Annotated in this window: 26 protein-coding genes; 19 read left to right on the forward strand and 7 right to left on the reverse strand. The window is 66.0% G+C overall.

Translation table 11 applies throughout. The annotated features are described in order from the left end of the window. Nucleotides 1-49: 49 nt before the first annotated feature. Complete coding sequence (locus UK23_RS03015; RefSeq protein ID WP_045309798.1) at nt 50-331, reverse strand: DUF4287 domain-containing protein; 282 nt, start codon at nt 329-331, stop codon at nt 50-52. Between the two features lie 70 nt (nt 332-401). Between UK23_RS03015 and UK23_RS03020 the strand changes: the two genes are divergently transcribed. Beyond that, nucleotides 402-869 carry a hypothetical protein gene (locus UK23_RS03020; protein ID WP_156212694.1) on the forward strand — a complete coding sequence of 156 codons (468 nt, stop codon included), beginning with the start codon at nt 402-404 and terminating at the stop codon, nt 867-869. Here UK23_RS03020 and UK23_RS03025 read toward each other — a convergent pair. From UK23_RS03025 to UK23_RS48185, 6 genes are all read right to left on the reverse strand, one after another. Then, the gene (locus UK23_RS03025) at nt 866-1,303 is read right to left on the reverse strand and encodes a hypothetical protein (RefSeq protein WP_045309800.1); all 438 of its coding nucleotides are present in this window, start codon (nt 1,301-1,303) and stop codon (nt 866-868) included. The two genes, UK23_RS03020 and UK23_RS03025, sit on opposite strands and share 4 nt — an antisense overlap. Continuing rightward, the gene (locus UK23_RS03030) at nt 1,300-1,746 is read right to left on the reverse strand and encodes a hypothetical protein (RefSeq protein WP_045309801.1); all 447 of its coding nucleotides are present in this window, start codon (nt 1,744-1,746) and stop codon (nt 1,300-1,302) included. Before UK23_RS03030 ends, UK23_RS03025 begins: the two co-directional genes overlap by 4 nt. A gap of 89 nt (nt 1,747-1,835) precedes the next feature. Further along, nucleotides 1,836-2,141 (reverse strand): zf-TFIIB domain-containing protein, encoded by a 306-nt coding sequence (locus UK23_RS03035; RefSeq protein ID WP_082114371.1) that lies wholly within the window; start codon nt 2,139-2,141, stop codon nt 1,836-1,838. Nucleotides 2,142-2,180: 39 nt separating this feature from the next. Then, nucleotides 2,181-3,005 (reverse strand): phosphotransferase family protein, encoded by an 825-nt coding sequence (locus tag UK23_RS03040; RefSeq protein ID WP_231114353.1) that lies wholly within the window; start codon nt 3,003-3,005, stop codon nt 2,181-2,183. A 21-nt stretch (nt 3,006-3,026) separates the two neighbouring features. Next, the gene (locus UK23_RS03045; protein WP_045309803.1) at nt 3,027-3,470 is read right to left on the reverse strand and encodes an LppU/SCO3897 family protein; all 444 of its coding nucleotides are present in this window, start codon (nt 3,468-3,470) and stop codon (nt 3,027-3,029) included. Continuing rightward, complete coding sequence (locus UK23_RS48185; protein WP_156212696.1) at nt 3,467-3,940, reverse strand: LppU/SCO3897 family protein; 474 nt, start codon at nt 3,938-3,940, stop codon at nt 3,467-3,469. Before UK23_RS48185 ends, UK23_RS03045 begins: the two co-directional genes overlap by 4 nt. Before the next feature lie 332 nt (nt 3,941-4,272). Here UK23_RS48185 and rpsL point away from each other — a divergent pair, with 332 nt between their 5' ends. The 18 genes from rpsL to rplE all read left to right on the forward strand — a co-directional run bounded on the left by rpsL (nt 4,273) and on the right by rplE (nt 15,890). Next, nucleotides 4,273-4,647: a 30S ribosomal protein S12 gene (gene rpsL, locus UK23_RS03055; protein WP_030473471.1), complete on the forward strand. Its 375-nt coding sequence runs from the start codon at nt 4,273-4,275 to the stop codon at nt 4,645-4,647. Further along, on the forward strand, nt 4,647-5,117 hold the full coding sequence (gene rpsG / locus UK23_RS03060; protein WP_030478293.1) for a 30S ribosomal protein S7: 471 nt from the start codon (nt 4,647-4,649) through the stop codon (nt 5,115-5,117). The genes rpsL and rpsG overlap by 1 nt, the downstream gene beginning before the upstream one ends. 77 nt (nt 5,118-5,194) lie before the next feature. Further along, nucleotides 5,195-7,297, forward strand: a complete 2,103-nt coding sequence (fusA, locus tag UK23_RS03065) for an elongation factor G (protein ID WP_045309804.1) — start codon at nt 5,195-5,197, stop codon at nt 7,295-7,297. A 146-nt stretch (nt 7,298-7,443) separates the two neighbouring features. Then, nucleotides 7,444-8,637 carry an elongation factor Tu gene (gene tuf / locus UK23_RS03070; RefSeq protein ID WP_045309805.1) on the forward strand — a complete coding sequence of 398 codons (1,194 nt, stop codon included), beginning with the start codon at nt 7,444-7,446 and terminating at the stop codon, nt 8,635-8,637. A gap of 598 nt (nt 8,638-9,235) precedes the next feature. Continuing rightward, entirely contained in the window at nt 9,236-9,541 is a 306-nt protein-coding gene (gene rpsJ / locus UK23_RS03075) for a 30S ribosomal protein S10 (protein ID WP_003938093.1), read from the forward strand. Between the two features lie 27 nt (nt 9,542-9,568). Then, nucleotides 9,569-10,219 carry a 50S ribosomal protein L3 gene (gene rplC / locus UK23_RS03080; RefSeq protein WP_030473467.1) on the forward strand — a complete coding sequence of 217 codons (651 nt, stop codon included), beginning with the start codon at nt 9,569-9,571 and terminating at the stop codon, nt 10,217-10,219. Then, nucleotides 10,219-10,905 (forward strand): 50S ribosomal protein L4, encoded by a 687-nt coding sequence (rplD, locus tag UK23_RS03085; protein WP_045309806.1) that lies wholly within the window; start codon nt 10,219-10,221, stop codon nt 10,903-10,905. Before rplC ends, rplD begins: the two co-directional genes overlap by 1 nt. Further along, the gene (gene rplW / locus UK23_RS03090; protein WP_045309807.1) at nt 10,902-11,201 is read left to right on the forward strand and encodes a 50S ribosomal protein L23; all 300 of its coding nucleotides are present in this window, start codon (nt 10,902-10,904) and stop codon (nt 11,199-11,201) included. The genes rplD and rplW overlap by 4 nt, the downstream gene beginning before the upstream one ends. 19 nt (nt 11,202-11,220) lie before the next feature. Continuing rightward, entirely contained in the window at nt 11,221-12,054 is an 834-nt protein-coding gene (rplB, locus tag UK23_RS03095; protein WP_030473464.1) for a 50S ribosomal protein L2, read from the forward strand. A gap of 18 nt (nt 12,055-12,072) precedes the next feature. Beyond that, the gene (rpsS, locus tag UK23_RS03100; RefSeq protein WP_030478300.1) at nt 12,073-12,354 is read left to right on the forward strand and encodes a 30S ribosomal protein S19; all 282 of its coding nucleotides are present in this window, start codon (nt 12,073-12,075) and stop codon (nt 12,352-12,354) included. A 34-nt stretch (nt 12,355-12,388) separates the two neighbouring features. Further along, the gene (gene rplV, locus UK23_RS03105; protein ID WP_045309808.1) at nt 12,389-12,787 is read left to right on the forward strand and encodes a 50S ribosomal protein L22; all 399 of its coding nucleotides are present in this window, start codon (nt 12,389-12,391) and stop codon (nt 12,785-12,787) included. After that, nucleotides 12,787-13,623, forward strand: a complete 837-nt coding sequence (gene rpsC, locus UK23_RS03110) for a 30S ribosomal protein S3 (protein ID WP_045309809.1) — start codon at nt 12,787-12,789, stop codon at nt 13,621-13,623. Before rplV ends, rpsC begins: the two co-directional genes overlap by 1 nt. A 3-nt stretch (nt 13,624-13,626) precedes the next feature. Beyond that, entirely contained in the window at nt 13,627-14,046 is a 420-nt protein-coding gene (gene rplP, locus UK23_RS03115) for a 50S ribosomal protein L16 (RefSeq protein ID WP_030473461.1), read from the forward strand. After that, nucleotides 14,046-14,288 carry a 50S ribosomal protein L29 gene (gene rpmC / locus UK23_RS03120; RefSeq protein ID WP_045309810.1) on the forward strand — a complete coding sequence of 81 codons (243 nt, stop codon included), beginning with the start codon at nt 14,046-14,048 and terminating at the stop codon, nt 14,286-14,288. The genes rplP and rpmC overlap by 1 nt, the downstream gene beginning before the upstream one ends. Further along, the gene (gene rpsQ, locus UK23_RS03125; protein ID WP_045309811.1) at nt 14,285-14,566 is read left to right on the forward strand and encodes a 30S ribosomal protein S17; all 282 of its coding nucleotides are present in this window, start codon (nt 14,285-14,287) and stop codon (nt 14,564-14,566) included. Before rpmC ends, rpsQ begins: the two co-directional genes overlap by 4 nt. 72 nt (nt 14,567-14,638) lie before the next feature. Beyond that, nucleotides 14,639-15,007, forward strand: coding sequence for a 50S ribosomal protein L14 (gene rplN / locus UK23_RS03130; protein WP_030478306.1), 369 nt, complete (start codon nt 14,639-14,641; stop codon nt 15,005-15,007). A gap of 2 nt (nt 15,008-15,009) precedes the next feature. Then, nucleotides 15,010-15,324, forward strand: a complete 315-nt coding sequence (gene rplX, locus UK23_RS03135; RefSeq protein WP_045309812.1) for a 50S ribosomal protein L24 — start codon at nt 15,010-15,012, stop codon at nt 15,322-15,324. A gap of 2 nt (nt 15,325-15,326) precedes the next feature. Further along, the gene (rplE, locus tag UK23_RS03140; protein ID WP_045309813.1) at nt 15,327-15,890 is read left to right on the forward strand and encodes a 50S ribosomal protein L5; all 564 of its coding nucleotides are present in this window, start codon (nt 15,327-15,329) and stop codon (nt 15,888-15,890) included. Nucleotides 15,891-15,894 lie beyond the last annotated feature (4 nt).

Consider the following 15,894-nt stretch of genomic DNA (forward strand, 5'->3'; position numbering starts at 1 on the left):
AGACGCCTCGGCTGCGCCGTCGGTACTGCTCGCCTTCGGCATCGCCTGTTCAGCGGTTGGCGATGCCGTCCAGGCGGAGCGTTGTCGACTCGTCTCGGTGGCTGCCTGTGGTGCCTACGTGCTTCTCGCTGATTTCTGGGCCGTTCTTCAGCACGTGGTAGAGCGCCATGCCGTGGCCTCGGCCCAGGTCGTAGTCGGCTTTCAGCCAGTCCAGGACCACGCCTGCCTTCGTCGTGGCGTCGTAGCCGCGTGCGGTGGCGGCTGCCAGCAGTTCGGCCGGGGTCTTGCCGGTCTTCTTCTCTGCGCCGTCGAGGTAGGCCTGGAAGGACATCGTGGTCTCCGTTCGTCGTGTTGACCGAAGTCTAGGACAGCTAAAGCTGTCTTGACAAGAAAATTTGTCGGTGGAAATCCGAGTTGCGAAGACTGGTTCCATGGAGGGCATGGGGGAGTTGCGGTGGAGTGACGCGAGGGAGTGGATGGACCCCGAGTTGGGGAACGACATGCCGTTGCACGACGGGTGTGTTGTCGGGGTAGTGCCTGGGGCTTGGCGGGCGGTCGCCGGGCTCGTCCGGGCTCAGGGGTGGGCGTTTCAGGAGCCTGAGCCTGACGGGGGCACGTTCCACGTCTGGCCCGCCGCGGGGTTCATGGTCAACTTCTTCGATGCCGGCGACGAGGTTGTCTTCGACGTCGACACACGGGAGTTGCAGGGGCAGTCGGGGGTCGACCTGCTGGCGGGGTTTCTGAGGGAGTTGGGGCGGGCGTTCGGGTTGCCGGTCGCGTTGGCGCTCGAGGGGCTTGACCCGCTGAAGAAGGCATATCTGCGCTACGAACCGGTTGGTGACGAGTTCGTATTCGCTGCGAGTCCTTAGCGGCGGCGGGCTCTGGCCAGGGCTCGGGCGCGGATTACCAGGTCGTCCACCAGGTTCTCGTCGACCAAGGGTGGGACGCCGGACTCGTCGGTGCAGCAGCGGGGTTTGGTGCGCTTCTCCGACAGGCGGGGGCGAACTCCGGCCATCTCGTACAGGGCTTCGTAGAGGTCCAGGCCCGGGTCGTCGTCGTGCGGGCCGACGAGGAGGACCCAGACGACTTCTGGGGACGGGAAGGCGACTACTACGCGGTCGGCGCCGCGGAGGTGTTTGACGCAGAGGCGCGGGAGGGGTTCTGGGCCCGTTACGCGGTAGCCGAGGGCGGTGCAGCCTGAGTGGGCCAGTTCGTCCAGGAAGCGTTCGTAGGCCAGGCGGGCTCGGCCGCGCAGGCCGTCGGCCTGGGCGTGTGCTGTGTGGGTTTCTACTACCTGGATCAAGCTGAGCGGACCACGCGTCCCTTGCCGCTGCGCATCTCGTCCAGGGATTTGGCGAGGTCGGACCTGTCCAGGAGGGACTGGTCGCTCAGGCGGCGGTGGACTTCGTCGATCAGGCCGCGGGATTTGCCTGCGCGGCGGAGGTCGGAGACGAGGTGGAGGACCTCGTGGAGGCGCACGGTGTCGAGGAGCATGCGCGGTTCCTGGCTGTGGATGGCGAGTACGCCTTCGCGGGCCCAGGCCTTCACGGTCTTCTCGGTGAGGTCGAGGAGTTCGCCGGCCACGACCGGGCGGACGGGTGGGGCTTGGCGGAGCGTGCGAGCTACTACGCCGTCCAGCTTGTGGCGGCGTTCGTCGTCTTCTGCCAGGGATGACGCCACGGACTCGATCTCTTCGATCGTTGTGAAGAGGTCTCGGATGTGGGCGGCCTCGGTCGCGACAGACATGGCTACTCCTCCCGTTGACTACCGATTATCCACCTGTTTTTCGGTAGTCGTCAACGGCCCCGGAGCAGGGATCCGGGGCCGTCGGCGGGTCAGGAGGAGAAGAAGAGGCCGGAGAGGCCGTGGTGCTTGCGGTGGCCGTAGCCGTAGCCGTGGTGGCCGCCGTGGTGGTGGTGGATCTGCTGCGGCGCGGCGCCCCAGGCGGGCTGGGCCGGGTACGCGGCGGGAGGAGGGGCAGGAGCCGCGGGCGGCGGCGTGTGCAGCTGGGACTCGAGGCGCGTGATGGACTCGAGCTCGCCGTAGTCGAGGAAGACCCCGCGGCAGCCGTCGCACTGCTCGATGTGAACGCCCATGCGGTCGAACGTGCGCATGTTCGCATGACACTTGGGACACTGCATCGTGGTGAGCCTCCTGGGTGGGACCGGACAAAAACGATATTAGCCGCGGTCGCCGTAGCCGTGCGTCGCGACGATCCGACGGCATGCCTCGACCAGCGGTTCCACTGCTTGCAGACCGGTCACTAGTGCCCGCGCTGCCATTTGCACAACGTACGCCTGAGCCGGAATGTTGAGCGCTTCCCATTCCGATGTCGGCAGCGCCACACCTCCCGTTTCACGGTAGGCGTTCAGGAACCGCGCCCAAAGATCACCAGGAAGGATGCCTGCGGCGAACAAAGCCGCAGGTCGGGCCAGGTCCCAGACCGGATCGCCGACCCCCAGATCGTCCACGTCGATGAGCCGCCAGGCGCCCCGGTGCACGAGCTGTCCGAGGTGCCAGTCGCCGTGGATCAGGGCGCGCCCGGACAGGTCCAGCGGCGGCAGGACTTGGAAGGCCTCCAAGACGACATCGGCGTGCGGGAGGCCGGGCGGCAGGGCCTTGATGGCGCGCACGATCCGTTCGGGCGCACCAGCCACCGGGCCCTGCACGGGCAACGAGTGCAGCTTCGCGAGGAGCTCGGCGCTCTCCTCCCACGGCGCGGCGTCGGGGTCCGCCTGGCTCACCGGCGTTCCGTACGGCCACACCGTCACGGGGCGGTCCTCCACGAACTGCAGGGGCTTCAGCGGCGGCAGCATCAGCTCGGGGTGCGCCGCCGCGATCTCCACCCGCTGCCGCAACGCCTCCACGTCGACGTCCGCGGGGTGCGCCTTCGCCACCACGTCGCCGACGCGCACCACCACGACGTCGCCGCGGTCGCCGCCGAGCACCTCGGGATCGGCGGAGGAGCCGGTCAGCGAGGCCATTGCCGCGATCAGATCGTCCACGCGCACAAGTCAATCAGGCGCTCACTTGGTGATGCAGATGGTCCTCAGAGGCTGCGAGTACGTCTTCGAGTCCTCGCCGGCGCACAGGAAGCGGTCCGACTTGCCGTCGAGGACCTTGGTGACCTTGCGCGTTCCCGCTTCGCAGGCCACGCGCTGGAAGTACTGGTTCGTCGCCTTGAGACAGTCGCCCTCGCGGACGTTCAGCACGTAGCAGTACCGCGTCTTGCCGGTCTTGCGCGACCGGCCGGACGACTCGTCGAGGTAGTCGCCGGTCGGGCACATCGTCCGCTTCTCGCGCGACGACACGCGGTAGACGGCGTCCTGGGACGAGCAGTCGACTTCCTCCATGTTGACGCTCGTGTCGTTCACGTCGATCTGCTTCGCGCACTCGCCGACACCGGCCTGCTCGTGCCATCCGGAACAGCCGGAGAGCACCAGCACGGCGACCAGGACGATGATCCTCATGGCTTCACCATGCAGATGGTCGTGGCCGGTTGTGAGTAGAAGGTCGGCGTCTCACCCGGACCGCAGCTTTCGCGGGGGCCGGTGACGACCTTCGCCACCTTCGACTCCGAGTGGTCGTTGCACCGGCTCTTTACGAGGTCGCTGCGCGTCCCGGTCCTGCTCGTGACGCGGTTGAGGCACTCGCCCTCTCGCAGGTCGAGCATCAGGCACTCCGTTTCACCGAGGCCATCACGCCGCGCGCGGTAGCGCCCGTCCGGGCAGGTTCCCGGGTCCAGCGACCAGTCGGGGGAGTCGACGGTCAACGCCACCTTGTAGGTCGAGTTGTCCGCCGAACAGTCGACGGGAACGAGGCCGACGGACTTCCTCGCGGGAGTCAGCGCGTAGCAGTTGCCGACCGGCGAGCGGTACTCGTCCTCCTTCGGCAGCCCGAGGAGTGCTGTGAGTCCTGCCACGCACAGAGCCGTGAGCACACACGGCACGATCCACTGCCGCCACAACGTTTGTGCCTCCTGCTCGGCTGAACCCGGTGGTCAGCATGTCTACTGCAGGTGCGCCTGCGGTACCCCCGTTTTGACCCAGGTAGACGTGGGCGGGTATCTTTGCTACTCGTGCCCGACCCATGTCGGGCCGCTCCGCGTGCCCGTGAGGCCGCGGTGTCCTCCACTCGCAGTGGCAGTTGAACTGTTGCTTGCGGACCTTGGGAGCGGGCGACACGCCCGACCTCGGGTGCAGAGAGGGATCAAGAAACACGAGGGTGAACCGCAAGGAGATCCCTCAAAAAGACGGAAGAAGCAGCCGGCGAATGCCAACGATCCAGCAGCTGGTCCGCAAGGGCCGCCAGGACAAGGTGGCGAAGCAGAAGACGGCGGCCCTCAAGGGCTCGCCGCAGCGGCGCGGTGTGTGCACCCGCGTTTACACCACCACCCCCAAGAAGCCGAACTCCGCACTGCGCAAGGTCGCTCGCGTGAAGCTGACCAGCGGTATCGAGGTCACGGCCTACATCCCCGGTGAGGGTCACAACCTCCAGGAGCACTCGATGGTGCTCGTGCGCGGTGGTCGTGTGAAGGACCTGCCGGGTGTTCGCTACAAGATCATCCGTGGCTCTCTCGACACCCAGGGTGTCAAGAACCGCAAGCAGGCTCGCAGCCGCTACGGCGCGAAGAAGGAGAAGAGCTAATGCCCCGCAAGGGACCGGCCCCGAAGCGGCCGCTTATCTCTGACCCGGTGTACAGCTCGCCGCTCGTGACCCAGCTCATCAACAAGGTGCTGGTCGACGGTAAGCGCTCCGTGGCCGAGAAGATCGTCTACGAAGCCCTCGAAGGTGCTCGCGAGAAGACCGGCACCGACCCGGTCGTCACGCTGAAGCGCGCCCTGGACAACGTGAAGCCGTCGCTTGAGGTCAAGAGCCGCCGCGTCGGTGGTGCGACCTACCAGGTGCCGATCGAGGTCAAGCCCGGTCGTTCGACCACGCTGGCCCTGCGCTGGCTGATCACCTTCTCGCGGCAGCGCCGTGAGAAGACCATGGTCGAGCGTCTGATGAACGAGCTGCTCGATGCGAGCAACGGCCTCGGTGCCAGCGTCAAGCGTCGCGAGGACACGCACAAGATGGCCGAGTCGAACAAGGCCTTCGCTCACTACCGCTGGTGATCTGACGCCCGGCTCCGCGAGGTGCCGGGCTCTCCCAGCCCCAGTGAGCTCACAAGCTCAAGACAGGGGAAAGACCCGTGGCACAGGACGTGCTCACTGATCTTGCCAAGGTCCGCAACATCGGGATCATGGCCCACATCGACGCGGGCAAGACCACGACGACTGAGCGGATCCTCTTCTACACGGGGATCAGCTACAAGATCGGCGAGGTGCACGACGGCGCTGCCGTGATGGACTGGATGGAGCAGGAGCAGGAGCGCGGCATCACGATCACGTCGGCCGCGACGACCTGCTACTGGAAGAACCACCAGATCAACCTGATCGACACGCCCGGCCACGTCGACTTCACCGTCGAGGTCGAGCGCAACCTGCGCGTCCTCGACGGCGCCGTTGCCGTCTTCGACGGCAAGGAGGGCGTCGAGCCGCAGTCCGAGCAGGTCTGGCGGCAGGCGACCAAGTACGACGTCCCGCGCATCTGCTTCGTCAACAAGATGGACAAGCTGGGCGCGGACTTCTACTTCACCATCAAGACCATTCAGGACCGCCTCGGCGCGAAGCCGCTGCCGATCCAGATCCCGATCGGTGCCGAGAGCGACTTCATCGGCGTCGTCGACCTGATCGAGATGCGTGCTCTCACGTGGCGTGGCGAGGTCCAGAAGGGTGAGGACTACGCGATCGAGGAGATCCCCGCGGATCTCGTCGAGCGCGCGCAGGAGTTCCGCGAGCAGCTCCTCGAGGCCGTCGCCGAGACCGACGACGCGCTGACCGAGAAGTTCTTCGAGGACGGCGACCTGTCCGTCGAGGAGATCAAGGCCGGCCTCCGCAGGATCGTTGCAGAGGGCACCGCCTACCCGATCCTCTGCGGCTCCGCGTTCAAGAACAAGGGCGTTCAGCCCATGCTCGACGCGGTGATCGACTTCCTGCCGTCGCCGCTGGACCTCCCGCCGGTCGAGGGCACGCTGCAGGACGGCGAGACCGTCGTGTCGCGCAAGGCCTCGAGCGACGAGCCGTTCTCGGCTCTGGCGTTCAAGATCGCCGTGCACCCGTTCTTCGGCAAGCTGACCTACATCCGGGTCTACTCGGGCAAGGTCGCCTCCGGCACCCAGGTCATCAACGCGACCAAGGACCGCAAGGAGCGCATCGGGAAGATCTTCCAGATGCACGCCAACAAGGAGAACCCGGTCACCGAGGCCATCGCGGGCCACATCTACGCCGTGATCGGTCTGAAGGACACCACGACCGGTGAGACCTTGTGCGACCCGGCTCACCCGATCGTCCTCGAGTCGATGACCTTCCCCGAGCCCGTCATCCAGGTGGCCATCGAGCCCAAGACGAAGGCGGACCAGGAGAAGCTCGGCACCGCGATCCAGAAGCTGGCCGAGGAGGACCCGACGTTCCGGGTCAACCTCGACCAGGAGACCGGCCAGACCATCATCGCCGGCATGGGCGAGCTCCACCTGGACATCCTGGTGGACCGCATGCGCCGCGAGTTCAAGGTCGAGGCCAACATCGGCAAGCCTCAGGTGGCGTACCGGGAGACCATCCGCAAGGCGGTGGAGAAGTACTCCTACACCCACAAGAAGCAGACCGGTGGCTCCGGCCAGTTCGCGAAGGTGCTCGTCACCGTCGAGCCGCTGGAGAAGAAGGAAGACGGCGCGCTCTACGAGTTCGTCAACGCCGTCACCGGTGGTCGCATCCCGCGTGAGTACATCCCGTCGGTCGACGCGGGTGCACAGGACGCGCTGCAGTACGGCGTGCTGGCGGGCTACCCGCTGGTCGGCGTGAAGGTGACGCTGCTCGACGGCGCCTACCACGAGGTCGACTCCTCGGAAATGGCGTTCAAGATCGCTGGTTCGATGGCCCTCAAGGAAGCCGCCCGTCAGGCGTCTCCCGCGATCCTCGAGCCTCTGATGGCCGTCGAGGTCACGACGCCCGAGGAGTACATGGGCGACGTGATCGGCGACCTGAACTCCCGCCGTGGCCAGATCCAGGCCATGGAGGAGCGCAGCGGCATCCGTGTCGTCAAGGCACTGGTTCCGCTGTCGGAAATGTTCGGGTACGTGGGTGACCTGCGGTCCAAGACCCAGGGTCGTGCCAACTACTCGATGGTGTTCGACTCCTACGCAGAGGTTCCCGCGAACGTCTCGAAGGAGATCATCGCGAAGGCGACCGGGGAGTAACTCCCCACCGGAGCACCGCAGTTCCACCGCGGGCTCTCCGGGGGTGAATCCCTGGGGTCCGCTACTTTTGACCCTGACGTGTAAGTCCGGCGGGTGGCCACAGATGCCCGCCGGACCAGCAAAAAGAAGTCCAGGAGGACAATCCAGTGGCCAAGGCGAAGTTCGAGCGGACGAAGCCGCACGTCAACATCGGCACCATCGGTCACATCGACCATGGCAAGACCACGCTGACCGCGGCGATCTCCAAGGTTCTGCACGACGCGTACCCCGATGTGAACGCCTCGTTCGCGTTCGACCAGATCGACAAGGCGCCGGAAGAGAAGCAGCGCGGCATCACGATCTCGATCGCGCACATCGAGTACCAGACGGAGAACCGTCACTACGCGCACGTCGACTGCCCCGGGCACGCCGACTACATCAAGAACATGATCACCGGTGCGGCGCAGATGGACGGCGCCATCCTCGTGGTCGCGGCGACCGACGGTCCCATGCCGCAGACGAAGGAGCACGTCCTCCTGGCCCGCCAGGTCGGCGTCCCCTACATCGTCGTCGCCCTGAACAAGGCCGACATGGTGGACGACGAGGAGATCCTGGAGCTCGTCGAGCTCGAGGTCCGCGAGCTGCTCTCCGAGTACGAGTTCCCGGGCGACGACCTGCCGGTCGTGCGCGTTTCGGCGCTGAAGGCGCTGGAGGGTGACGAGACCTGGGGCAAGTCCGTTCTCGAGCTCATGGCCGCCGTTGACTCGGCGATCCCGGAGCCGGAGCGCGACACCGAGAAGCCGTTCCTCATGCCCGTCGAGGACGTCTTCACGATCACCGGCCGCGGCACCGTGGTGACCGGTCGTATCGAGCGCGGCATCATCAACGTGAACTCCGAGATCGAGATCGTCGGAATCAAGGAGACGTCGAAGAAGACGACGGTCACCTCGATCGAGATGTTCAAGAAGTTCCTCGACGAGGGTCGCGCCGGTGACAACGCCGCTCTGCTGCTCCGCGGCATCAAGCGCGAGGAGGTGGAGCGCGGCATGGTCATCGTGAAGCCGGGCACCACGACCCCGCACACCGAGTTCGAGGCTCAGGTCTACATCCTGTCGAAGGACGAGGGTGGCCGCCACACGCCGTTCTTCAACAACTACCGTCCGCAGTTCTACTTCCGCACGACGGACGTGACCGGCGTTGTGACGCTGCCCGAGGGCACCGAGATGGTCATGCCCGGTGACACCACCGGTATGACGGTCAAGCTGATCCAGCCGATCGCCATGGACGAGGGCCTCCGCTTCGCGATCCGCGAGGGTGGCCGCACCGTGGGCGCCGGCTCGGTCACCAAGATCATCAAGTGACCCGGCTGTAGCCAGCAGTACCTGCAGTACGTCGTAAGGCCGGGCCAACGAGTCTGTTGGCCCGGCCTTCGTCGTTGTAAGACCTGATGTGTGCGTCAGCTCACGTCAGCACCGCGCAGGGTGAGCGCGAGCAGATCCGTCGCGGGATTGCGTTGCCGGACAAAGGAACCATCGCGACCGTCGCTCCACACGCGACGGACAGGGCGGTTCACCGGCCAAGATCCGGACGTGATCTGCCTCCAACTCACCCACCCCGATTTGGACTGCCTCACGGCCGTGTGGCATCCTTTACGGGTTGCTCGACGAAGGCCGGGTCGCATCCGTGCGTCCCCGAGTTCATCGACCGAGCGTCCGCGCCCTGTTAGTGAACGCCTCCTTGCGGAGATGGGCATCAGGGTGCATGGGCTGTGGTAGGCCCAATCCCACCGGGGAGACCTTGAGTGGGACCGGTATGCGCACCGGGCGCGACACGCCCGACCGCGTGGACCGGGCACCATGACACTTCAACAGGGGCGGAGCGCGCCAAGAGGCTGTAACAGGCCTCATCCGAGGCACCGCACCGCAGCGGTTACGAGAAGCAGAGGAACGGCAAGCCATCATGGCGGGACAAAAGATCCGCATCCGGCTCAAGGCCTACGACCACGAAGCGATCGACGCGTCTGCGCGCAAGATCGTGGAGACCGTGACGCGCACCGGCGCTCGGGTCGTCGGGCCGGTGCCGCTGCCCACTGAGAAGAACGTGTACTGCGTCATCCGCTCGCCGCACAAGTACAAGGACTCGCGCGAGCACTTCGAGATGCGCACGCACAAGCGACTGATCGACATCCTCGACCCGACGCCGAAGACGGTTGACGCGCTCATGCGCATCGACCTGCCGGCCAGCGTCGACGTCAACATCCAGTAAGCGTTGGGCGCGGAGAGTAACGGACCAATGTCTGACAGGCAGATGAAGGGCATCCTGGGCACCAAGCTCGGCATGACTCAGGTCTTCGACGAGAACAACCGGGTTGTCCCGGTGACCGTCGTCAAGGCTGAGCCCAATGTCGTGACCCAGGTTCGCACCGAAGAGAAGGACGGCTACACCGCCGTCCAGCTGGCGGCCGGCGCGATTGACCCGCGCAAGGTCAACAAGCCCGTCGCGGGCCACTTCGCCAAGGCCGGGGTCACGCCCCGCCGCCACCTGGTGGAGCTGCGCACGACGGACGCCGGCGAGTACACGGTCGGCCAGGAGATCACCGCTGAGGTGTTCGAGGCCGGCGCTGTTGTCGACATCACCGGCACCAGCAAGGGCAAGGGCACCGCGGGTGTCATGAAGCGCCACAACTTCCGGGGCCTCGGCTCCAGCCACGGCACCCAGCGCAAGCACCGCTCGCCGGGTTCCATCGGTGGCTGCGCCACCCCGGGTCGCGTCTTCAAGGGTCTGCGCATGGCCGGCCGCATGGGCCACGTGCGCGTCACGACCCAGAACCTGAAGGTGCACAAGATTGACGCCGAGAACGGCCTGCTGCTCATCAAGGGCGCTGTTCCCGGCCCCAAGGGTGGTCTGGTGTTCGTCCGGACTGCCGCGAAGGGTGGTGCCTGATGTCGACGGTTGAGATCCGCACCCCGGACGGCAAGTCCGCCGGCACGGTCGAGCTTCCCTCGGCTGTCTTCGACGCGCAGGCGAACGTCGCGCTGCTGCACCAGGTTGTCGTCGGCCAGCAGGCCGCCGCTCGCCAGGGCACGCACTCGACGAAGACCCGCGGCGAGGTGTCCGGTGGTGGCAAGAAGCCGTACCGCCAGAAGGGCACCGGTCGCGCCCGCCAGGGTTCGACGCGTGCGCCGCAGTTCGCCGGCGGTGGCATCGTCCACGGCCCGCAGCCGCGTGACTACACCCAGCGGACCCCCAAGAAGATGAAGGCCGCCGCTCTGCGTGGCGCCCTCTCCGACCGGGCCCGCGCCAACCAGGTGCACGTCGTGTCCGGCCTGGTGGACGGGGACACCCCGTCGACCAAGACCGCGCGCAAGGTCCTGGAGTCGGTCACCCAGGCTCGTCGCGTTCTCGTGGTGCTCAACCGCACCGACGAGGTCGCGTGGGTCAGCGTGCGGAACCTTCCGCACGTGCACGTGATCGCGCCGGACCAGCTCAACACCTACGACGTGCTCGTCAACGACGACGTGGTGTTCACCAAGGACTCGCTCGACGTGTTCCTCGCCAGCAAGGCCCAGGCGGGTTCTGGCTCGGCTGAGGCCACGGCGGTCGTGGTGGACGAGGAGGCCTCGAAGTGATCCCCGACCACAGGGACATCTTGCTCGCGCCGGTGATCTCCGAGAAGTCCTACGGGCTTCTCGAGGAGAACAAGTACACCTTCTTGGTGGCGCCGGGTTCGAACAAGACCCAGATCAAGATTGCCGTGGAGAAGGTCTTCGGCGTCAAGGTCGTCAGCGTCAACACCATCAACCGCCAGGGCAAGCGCAAGCGGACCAAGAGCGGTTTCGGCAAGCGCAAGGACACGAAGCGCGCGATCGTCACGTTGTCGGCTGACAGCAAGGCGATCGAGATCTTCGGCGGCCCTGCCGCCTGATGACGAGGACTGCGTAGAGATGGGCATTCGCAAGTACAAGCCGACGACGCCTGGTCGTCGCGGTGCGAGCGTCTCCGACTTCGCCGAGATCACTCGGTCGACTCCGGAGAAGTCGCTGATCCGCCCGCTGCACAAGCTGGGTGGGCGCAACGCGTCGGGCAAGATCACCACGCGGCACAAGGGTGGCGGTCACAAGCGGGCGTACCGCTTGATCGACTTCCGTCGCCACGACAAGGACGGCGTGCCGGCCAAGGTCGCTCACATCGAGTACGACCCCAACCGCACCGCGCGCATCGCGCTGCTGCACTACGCGGACGGCGAGAAGCGCTACATCATCGCCCCGGAGAAGCTCAAGCAGGGTGACACGGTTGAGAACGGCCCCAAGGCCGACATCAAGCCGGGTAACAACCTGCCGCTGCGCAACATCCCGGTCGGTTCCGTGATCCACGCGATCGAGCTCCGCCCCGGTGGCGGCGCGAAGATCGCCCGCTCCGCCGGTGCCTCGGTGCAGCTCGTGGCGAAGGACGGCCCGTACGCCCAGCTGCGGATGCCTTCGGGCGAGATCCGCAACGTGGACGTGCGCTGCCGCGCCACGCTCGGCGAGGTCGGCAACAAGGAGCACCAGAACATCAACTGGGGCAAGGCAGGCCGCATGCGGTGGAAGGGCAAGAAGCCCACCGTCCGCGGTGTCGCCATGAACCCCGTTGACCACCCGCATGGTGGTGGTGAGGGTAAGACCTCCGGTGGACGCCACCCGGTGAACCCGGCTGGTAAGCCCGAAGGCCGTACCCGCCGCCGTAAGCCAAGCGACAAGCTCATCGTCCGGCGTCGTCGCACCGGTAAGAAGCGCTGAGCAGGGAGGGAGTGAAGGATGCCTCGCAGCCTTAAGAAGGGTCCCTTCGTCGACGACCACCTGCTCAAGAAGGTGGACGTTCAGAACGAAGCGGGCAAGAAGACCGTCATCAAGACGTGGTCCCGCCGGTCCACGATCATCCCGGACATGCTGGGTCACACCATCGCGGTGCACGACGGCCGCAAGCACGTCCCGGTGTTCGTGACCGAGGCCATGGTCGGGCACAAGTTGGGCGAGTTCGCCCCGACCCGCACCTTCAAGGGCCACATCAAGGACGACCGGAAGTCTCGTCGCCGCTAGGCGTCGAACTGAGAAGAGCAAGGGAAAAGCAGCGATGAACGCCCGTAAGGACGCTGAGGCGCCGGAGTTTCCGCGCGCCGTGGCTCGGGCTCGTTACGTTCGCGACACCCCCATGAAGGTGCGTCGCGTCATCGAGCTCATCAAGGGTCGTAACGCCAGCGAGGCCCTGGCCGTGCTCCAGTTCGCGCCCCAGGCCGCCTCTGAGCCGGTCGCGAAGGTGCTCGCCAGCGCCATGGCCAACGCCGAGAACAACATGTCCCTGGACCCCGACACCCTCTGGGTTGCCGTGGCCTACGTGGACGAGGGTCCGACCCTCAAGCGTTTCCGCCCGCGTGCCCAGGGCCGCGCGTACCGGATCCGCAAGCGGACGTCGCACATCACCATTGAGGTGGAGTCGCGTCCGAAGAAGACCAGCGCGAAGGGAACCCGGTAGTGGGCCAGAAGATCAACCCGCACGGCTTCCGGCTGGGGATCACCACCGACTGGAAGTCCCGCTGGTACGCAGACAAGCAGTACGCCGAGTACGTCGCGGAGGACGTCAAGATCCGCCGCCTGCTCAGCAAGGGCATGGAGCGTGCCGGCATCTCCAAGGTGGAGATCGAGCGGACCCGTGACCGGGTGCGCGTCGACATCCACACCGCCCGGCCGGGCATCGTCATCGGCCGTCGCGGTGCCGAGGCGGACCGCATCCGCGGTGAGCTCGAGAAGCTCACCAAGAAGCAGGTCCAGCTGAACATCCTCGAGGTCAAGAGCCCCGAGTCGGACGCGCAGCTCGTGGCACAGGGTGTCGCCGAGCAGCTGTCCAACCGCGTTGCCTTCCGCCGCGCGATGCGCAAGGCCATTCAGTCGGCCATGCGTTCGCCGCAGGTCAAGGGCATCCGCGTGCAGTGTGGCGGTCGCCTTGGCGGCGCCGAGATGTCCCGTTCGGAGCACTACCGCGACGGCCGCGTGCCGCTGCACACGCTCCGCGCGAACATCGACTACGGCTTCTTCGAGGCCCGCACCACGTTCGGCCGTATCGGCGTGAAGGTGTGGATCTACAAGGGCGACATCGTCGGTGGCATCTCCGCCAAGCGCGCGCTCGACGCGGCTGCGCCTTCGCAGGCCGACCGCGCCCCGCGCCGCGACCGCGGCGAGCGTCCGAACCGGGCCCGTCGTTCCGGTGCCAGCGGCACCACCGCGACGAGCACCGAGGCCGGTCGTGCCGCAGCTGACGCCAACGCTGCGTCTGCTGAGGCCCCGGCCGCAGCAGAGAAGACGGAGAGCTGAGCCATGCTCATCCCTCGTAGGGTCAAGCACCGCAAGCAGCACCACCCCAAGCGGTCGGGTGCTGCCAAGGGCGGCACGAAGGTCACCTTCGGTGAGTACGGCATCCAGGCTCTCGAGCCGGCCTACGTCACCAACAGGCAGATCGAGTCCGCTCGTATCGCCATCACGCGTCACATCCGCCGTGGCGGCAAGGTCTGGATCAACATCTTCCCGGACCGTCCGCTGACGAAGAAGCCGGCCGAGACCCGCATGGGTTCCGGTAAGGGTTCGCCGGAGTGGTGGGTGGCCAACGTCAAGCCGGGTCGCGTCCTCTTCGAGATGGCCTTCCCGAACGAGCAGGTCGCTCGCGAGGCGCTCCGCCGCGCGATCCACAAGCTCCCGATGAAGTGCCGCATCGTTACGCGTGAGGGTGGTGAGTTCTGATGGCAGCGGGTACCACCGCTTCCGAGCTGCGTGAGCTCACCGAGGAAGAGCTCGTGCTGCGTCTGAAGGAATCGAAGGAAGAGCTCTTCAACCTTCGCTTCCAGATGGCCACGGGCCAGCTCGACAACAACCGGCGGCTGCGCACGGTCCGGCACGAGATTGCCCGGATCTACACCGTGATGCGGGAGCGGGAGCTCGGGCTCTCCGTTTCGCCGGATTCCACTGGTGAGGGTGCGGCATGACCGAAAGCAACGAAGTTCAGACCGAGAAGCGCAACGACCGCAAGGTCCGCGAGGGCCTCGTCGTGTCCGACAAGATGGACAAGACGATCGTGGTTGCGCTGGAAGACCGCAAGAAGCACCCGCGTTACTCCAAGGTCATGCGCTCCACCACCAAGGTGAAGGCGCACGACGAGGAGAACTCGGCCGGCGTGGGCGACCGCGTCCTGCTGATGGAGACCCGACCGCTGTCGGCGACCAAGCGCTGGCGTCTTGTCGAGGTCCTCGAGAAGGCCAAGTAAGTCCTTTCTAGACAGACCGAGCCCGTCGGGTCGGAAATCCGGCGGGCCAGGAATGGTCAAGGAGCAAGTTAAGTGATTCAGCAGGAGTCGCGGCTTCGTGTCGCCGACAACACTGGTGCAAAGGAAATCCTTTGCATCCGTGTTCTCGGTGGCTCCGGCCGCCGCTACGCGGGCATCGGCGACATCATCGTCGCGACCGTCAAGGACGCGATCCCCGGTGCCGGTGTGAAGAAGGGTGACGTCGTCAAGGCCGTCATCGTCCGCACCGTCAAGGAGCGTCGCCGTCCGGATGGCTCGTACATCCGCTTCGACGAGAACGCCGCCGTGCTCATCAAGAACGACAACGAGCCCCGCGGTACCCGCATCTTCGGCCCGGTCGGGCGCGAGCTGCGCGACAAGAAGTTCATGAAGATCATCTCGCTGGCTCCGGAGGTGCTCTGACCATGAAGGTGAAGAAGGGCGACACGGTCGTCGTCATCGCCGGCAAGGACAAGGGCGCGAAGGGCAAGGTCATCCAGGCCTACCCGGAGACCGGCAAGGTCCTGGTCGAGGGCGTTAACCGGATCAAGAAGCACACCAAGATCACGCAGACCCAGCGGGGCGCGCAGTCTGGTGGCATCGTGACCCAGGAAGCCCCGATCAACGTCTCCAACGTGATGGTGGTCGACTCGGACGGCAAGCCGACCCGTGTTGGTTACCGGACGAACGACGAGGGCAAGCGGGTCCGCATTTCCCGTCGTAACGGGAAGGACATCTGATCATGACTACCGCAGAGAAGATCATCCCGCGGCTCAAGACGCGCTACCGCGCCGAGGTCACCGGCGAGCTGCAGAAGCAGTTCAACTACGCCAACGTGATGCAGATCCCGGGCGTCGTGAAGGTCGTCGTCAACATGGGTGTCGGCGACGCCGCCCGTGACGGCAAGCTGATCGAGGGTGCCGTCAAGGACCTCTCGATCATCACCGGCCAGCGTCCCGAGGTTCGTCGGGCCCGCAAGTCCATCGCGCAGTTCAAGCTGCGCGAGGGCATGCCGATCGGCGCGCGCGTCACGCTGCGCGGCGACCGCATGTGGGAGTTCCTCGACCGTCTGCTGACGATCGCGCTGCCCCGTATCCGCGACTTCCGCGGCCTCTCGGGCAAGCAGTTCGACGGCAACGGCAACTACACGTTCGGTCTGAACGAGCAGTCGATGTTCCACGAGATCGACCCGGACGCGATCGACCGGCCTCGCGGCATGGACATCACCGTCGTCACCACCGCCACGAACGACGAGGAGGGCCGGGCGCTGCTGAAGCACCTGGGCTTCCCGTTCAAGGAGAACTGAGTCG

The organism is Lentzea aerocolonigenes (assembly GCF_000955955.1).
GTDB classification, from domain to species: domain Bacteria; phylum Actinomycetota; class Actinomycetes; order Mycobacteriales; family Pseudonocardiaceae; genus Lentzea; species Lentzea aerocolonigenes_A.

What these genes read in the sequence shown, in the direction of transcription:
- rpsL (WP_030473471.1), top strand. Translation starts at nt 4,273, where the DNA reads ATGCCAACGATCCAGCAGCTGGTCCGCAAGGGCCGCCAGGACAAGGTG.
- rpsJ (WP_003938093.1), top strand. Translation starts at nt 9,236, where the DNA reads ATGGCGGGACAAAAGATCCGCATCCGGCTCAAGGCCTACGACCACGAA.
- rplB (WP_030473464.1), top strand. Translation starts at nt 11,221, where the DNA reads ATGGGCATTCGCAAGTACAAGCCGACGACGCCTGGTCGTCGCGGTGCG.
- rpsQ (WP_045309811.1), top strand. Translation starts at nt 14,285, where the DNA reads ATGACCGAAAGCAACGAAGTTCAGACCGAGAAGCGCAACGACCGCAAG.
- rplD (WP_045309806.1), top strand. Translation starts at nt 10,219, where the DNA reads ATGTCGACGGTTGAGATCCGCACCCCGGACGGCAAGTCCGCCGGCACG.
- rplE (WP_045309813.1), top strand. Translation starts at nt 15,327, where the DNA reads ATGACTACCGCAGAGAAGATCATCCCGCGGCTCAAGACGCGCTACCGC.
- rplX (WP_045309812.1), top strand. Translation starts at nt 15,010, where the DNA reads ATGAAGGTGAAGAAGGGCGACACGGTCGTCGTCATCGCCGGCAAGGAC.
- rplC (WP_030473467.1), top strand. Translation starts at nt 9,569, where the DNA reads ATGTCTGACAGGCAGATGAAGGGCATCCTGGGCACCAAGCTCGGCATG.
- rpmC (WP_045309810.1), top strand. Translation starts at nt 14,046, where the DNA reads ATGGCAGCGGGTACCACCGCTTCCGAGCTGCGTGAGCTCACCGAGGAA.
- UK23_RS03035 (WP_082114371.1), bottom strand. Translation starts at nt 2,141, where the DNA reads ATGCAGTGTCCCAAGTGTCATGCGAACATGCGCACGTTCGACCGCATG.
- UK23_RS03030 (WP_045309801.1), bottom strand. Translation starts at nt 1,746, where the DNA reads ATGTCTGTCGCGACCGAGGCCGCCCACATCCGAGACCTCTTCACAACG.
- UK23_RS03045 (WP_045309803.1), bottom strand. Translation starts at nt 3,470, where the DNA reads ATGAGGATCATCGTCCTGGTCGCCGTGCTGGTGCTCTCCGGCTGTTCC.
- rpsS (WP_030478300.1), top strand. Translation starts at nt 12,073, where the DNA reads ATGCCTCGCAGCCTTAAGAAGGGTCCCTTCGTCGACGACCACCTGCTC.
- rplP (WP_030473461.1), top strand. Translation starts at nt 13,627, where the DNA reads ATGCTCATCCCTCGTAGGGTCAAGCACCGCAAGCAGCACCACCCCAAG.
- UK23_RS03015 (WP_045309798.1), bottom strand. Translation starts at nt 331, where the DNA reads ATGTCCTTCCAGGCCTACCTCGACGGCGCAGAGAAGAAGACCGGCAAG.
- rplV (WP_045309808.1), top strand. Translation starts at nt 12,389, where the DNA reads ATGAACGCCCGTAAGGACGCTGAGGCGCCGGAGTTTCCGCGCGCCGTG.
- rpsG (WP_030478293.1), top strand. Translation starts at nt 4,647, where the DNA reads ATGCCCCGCAAGGGACCGGCCCCGAAGCGGCCGCTTATCTCTGACCCG.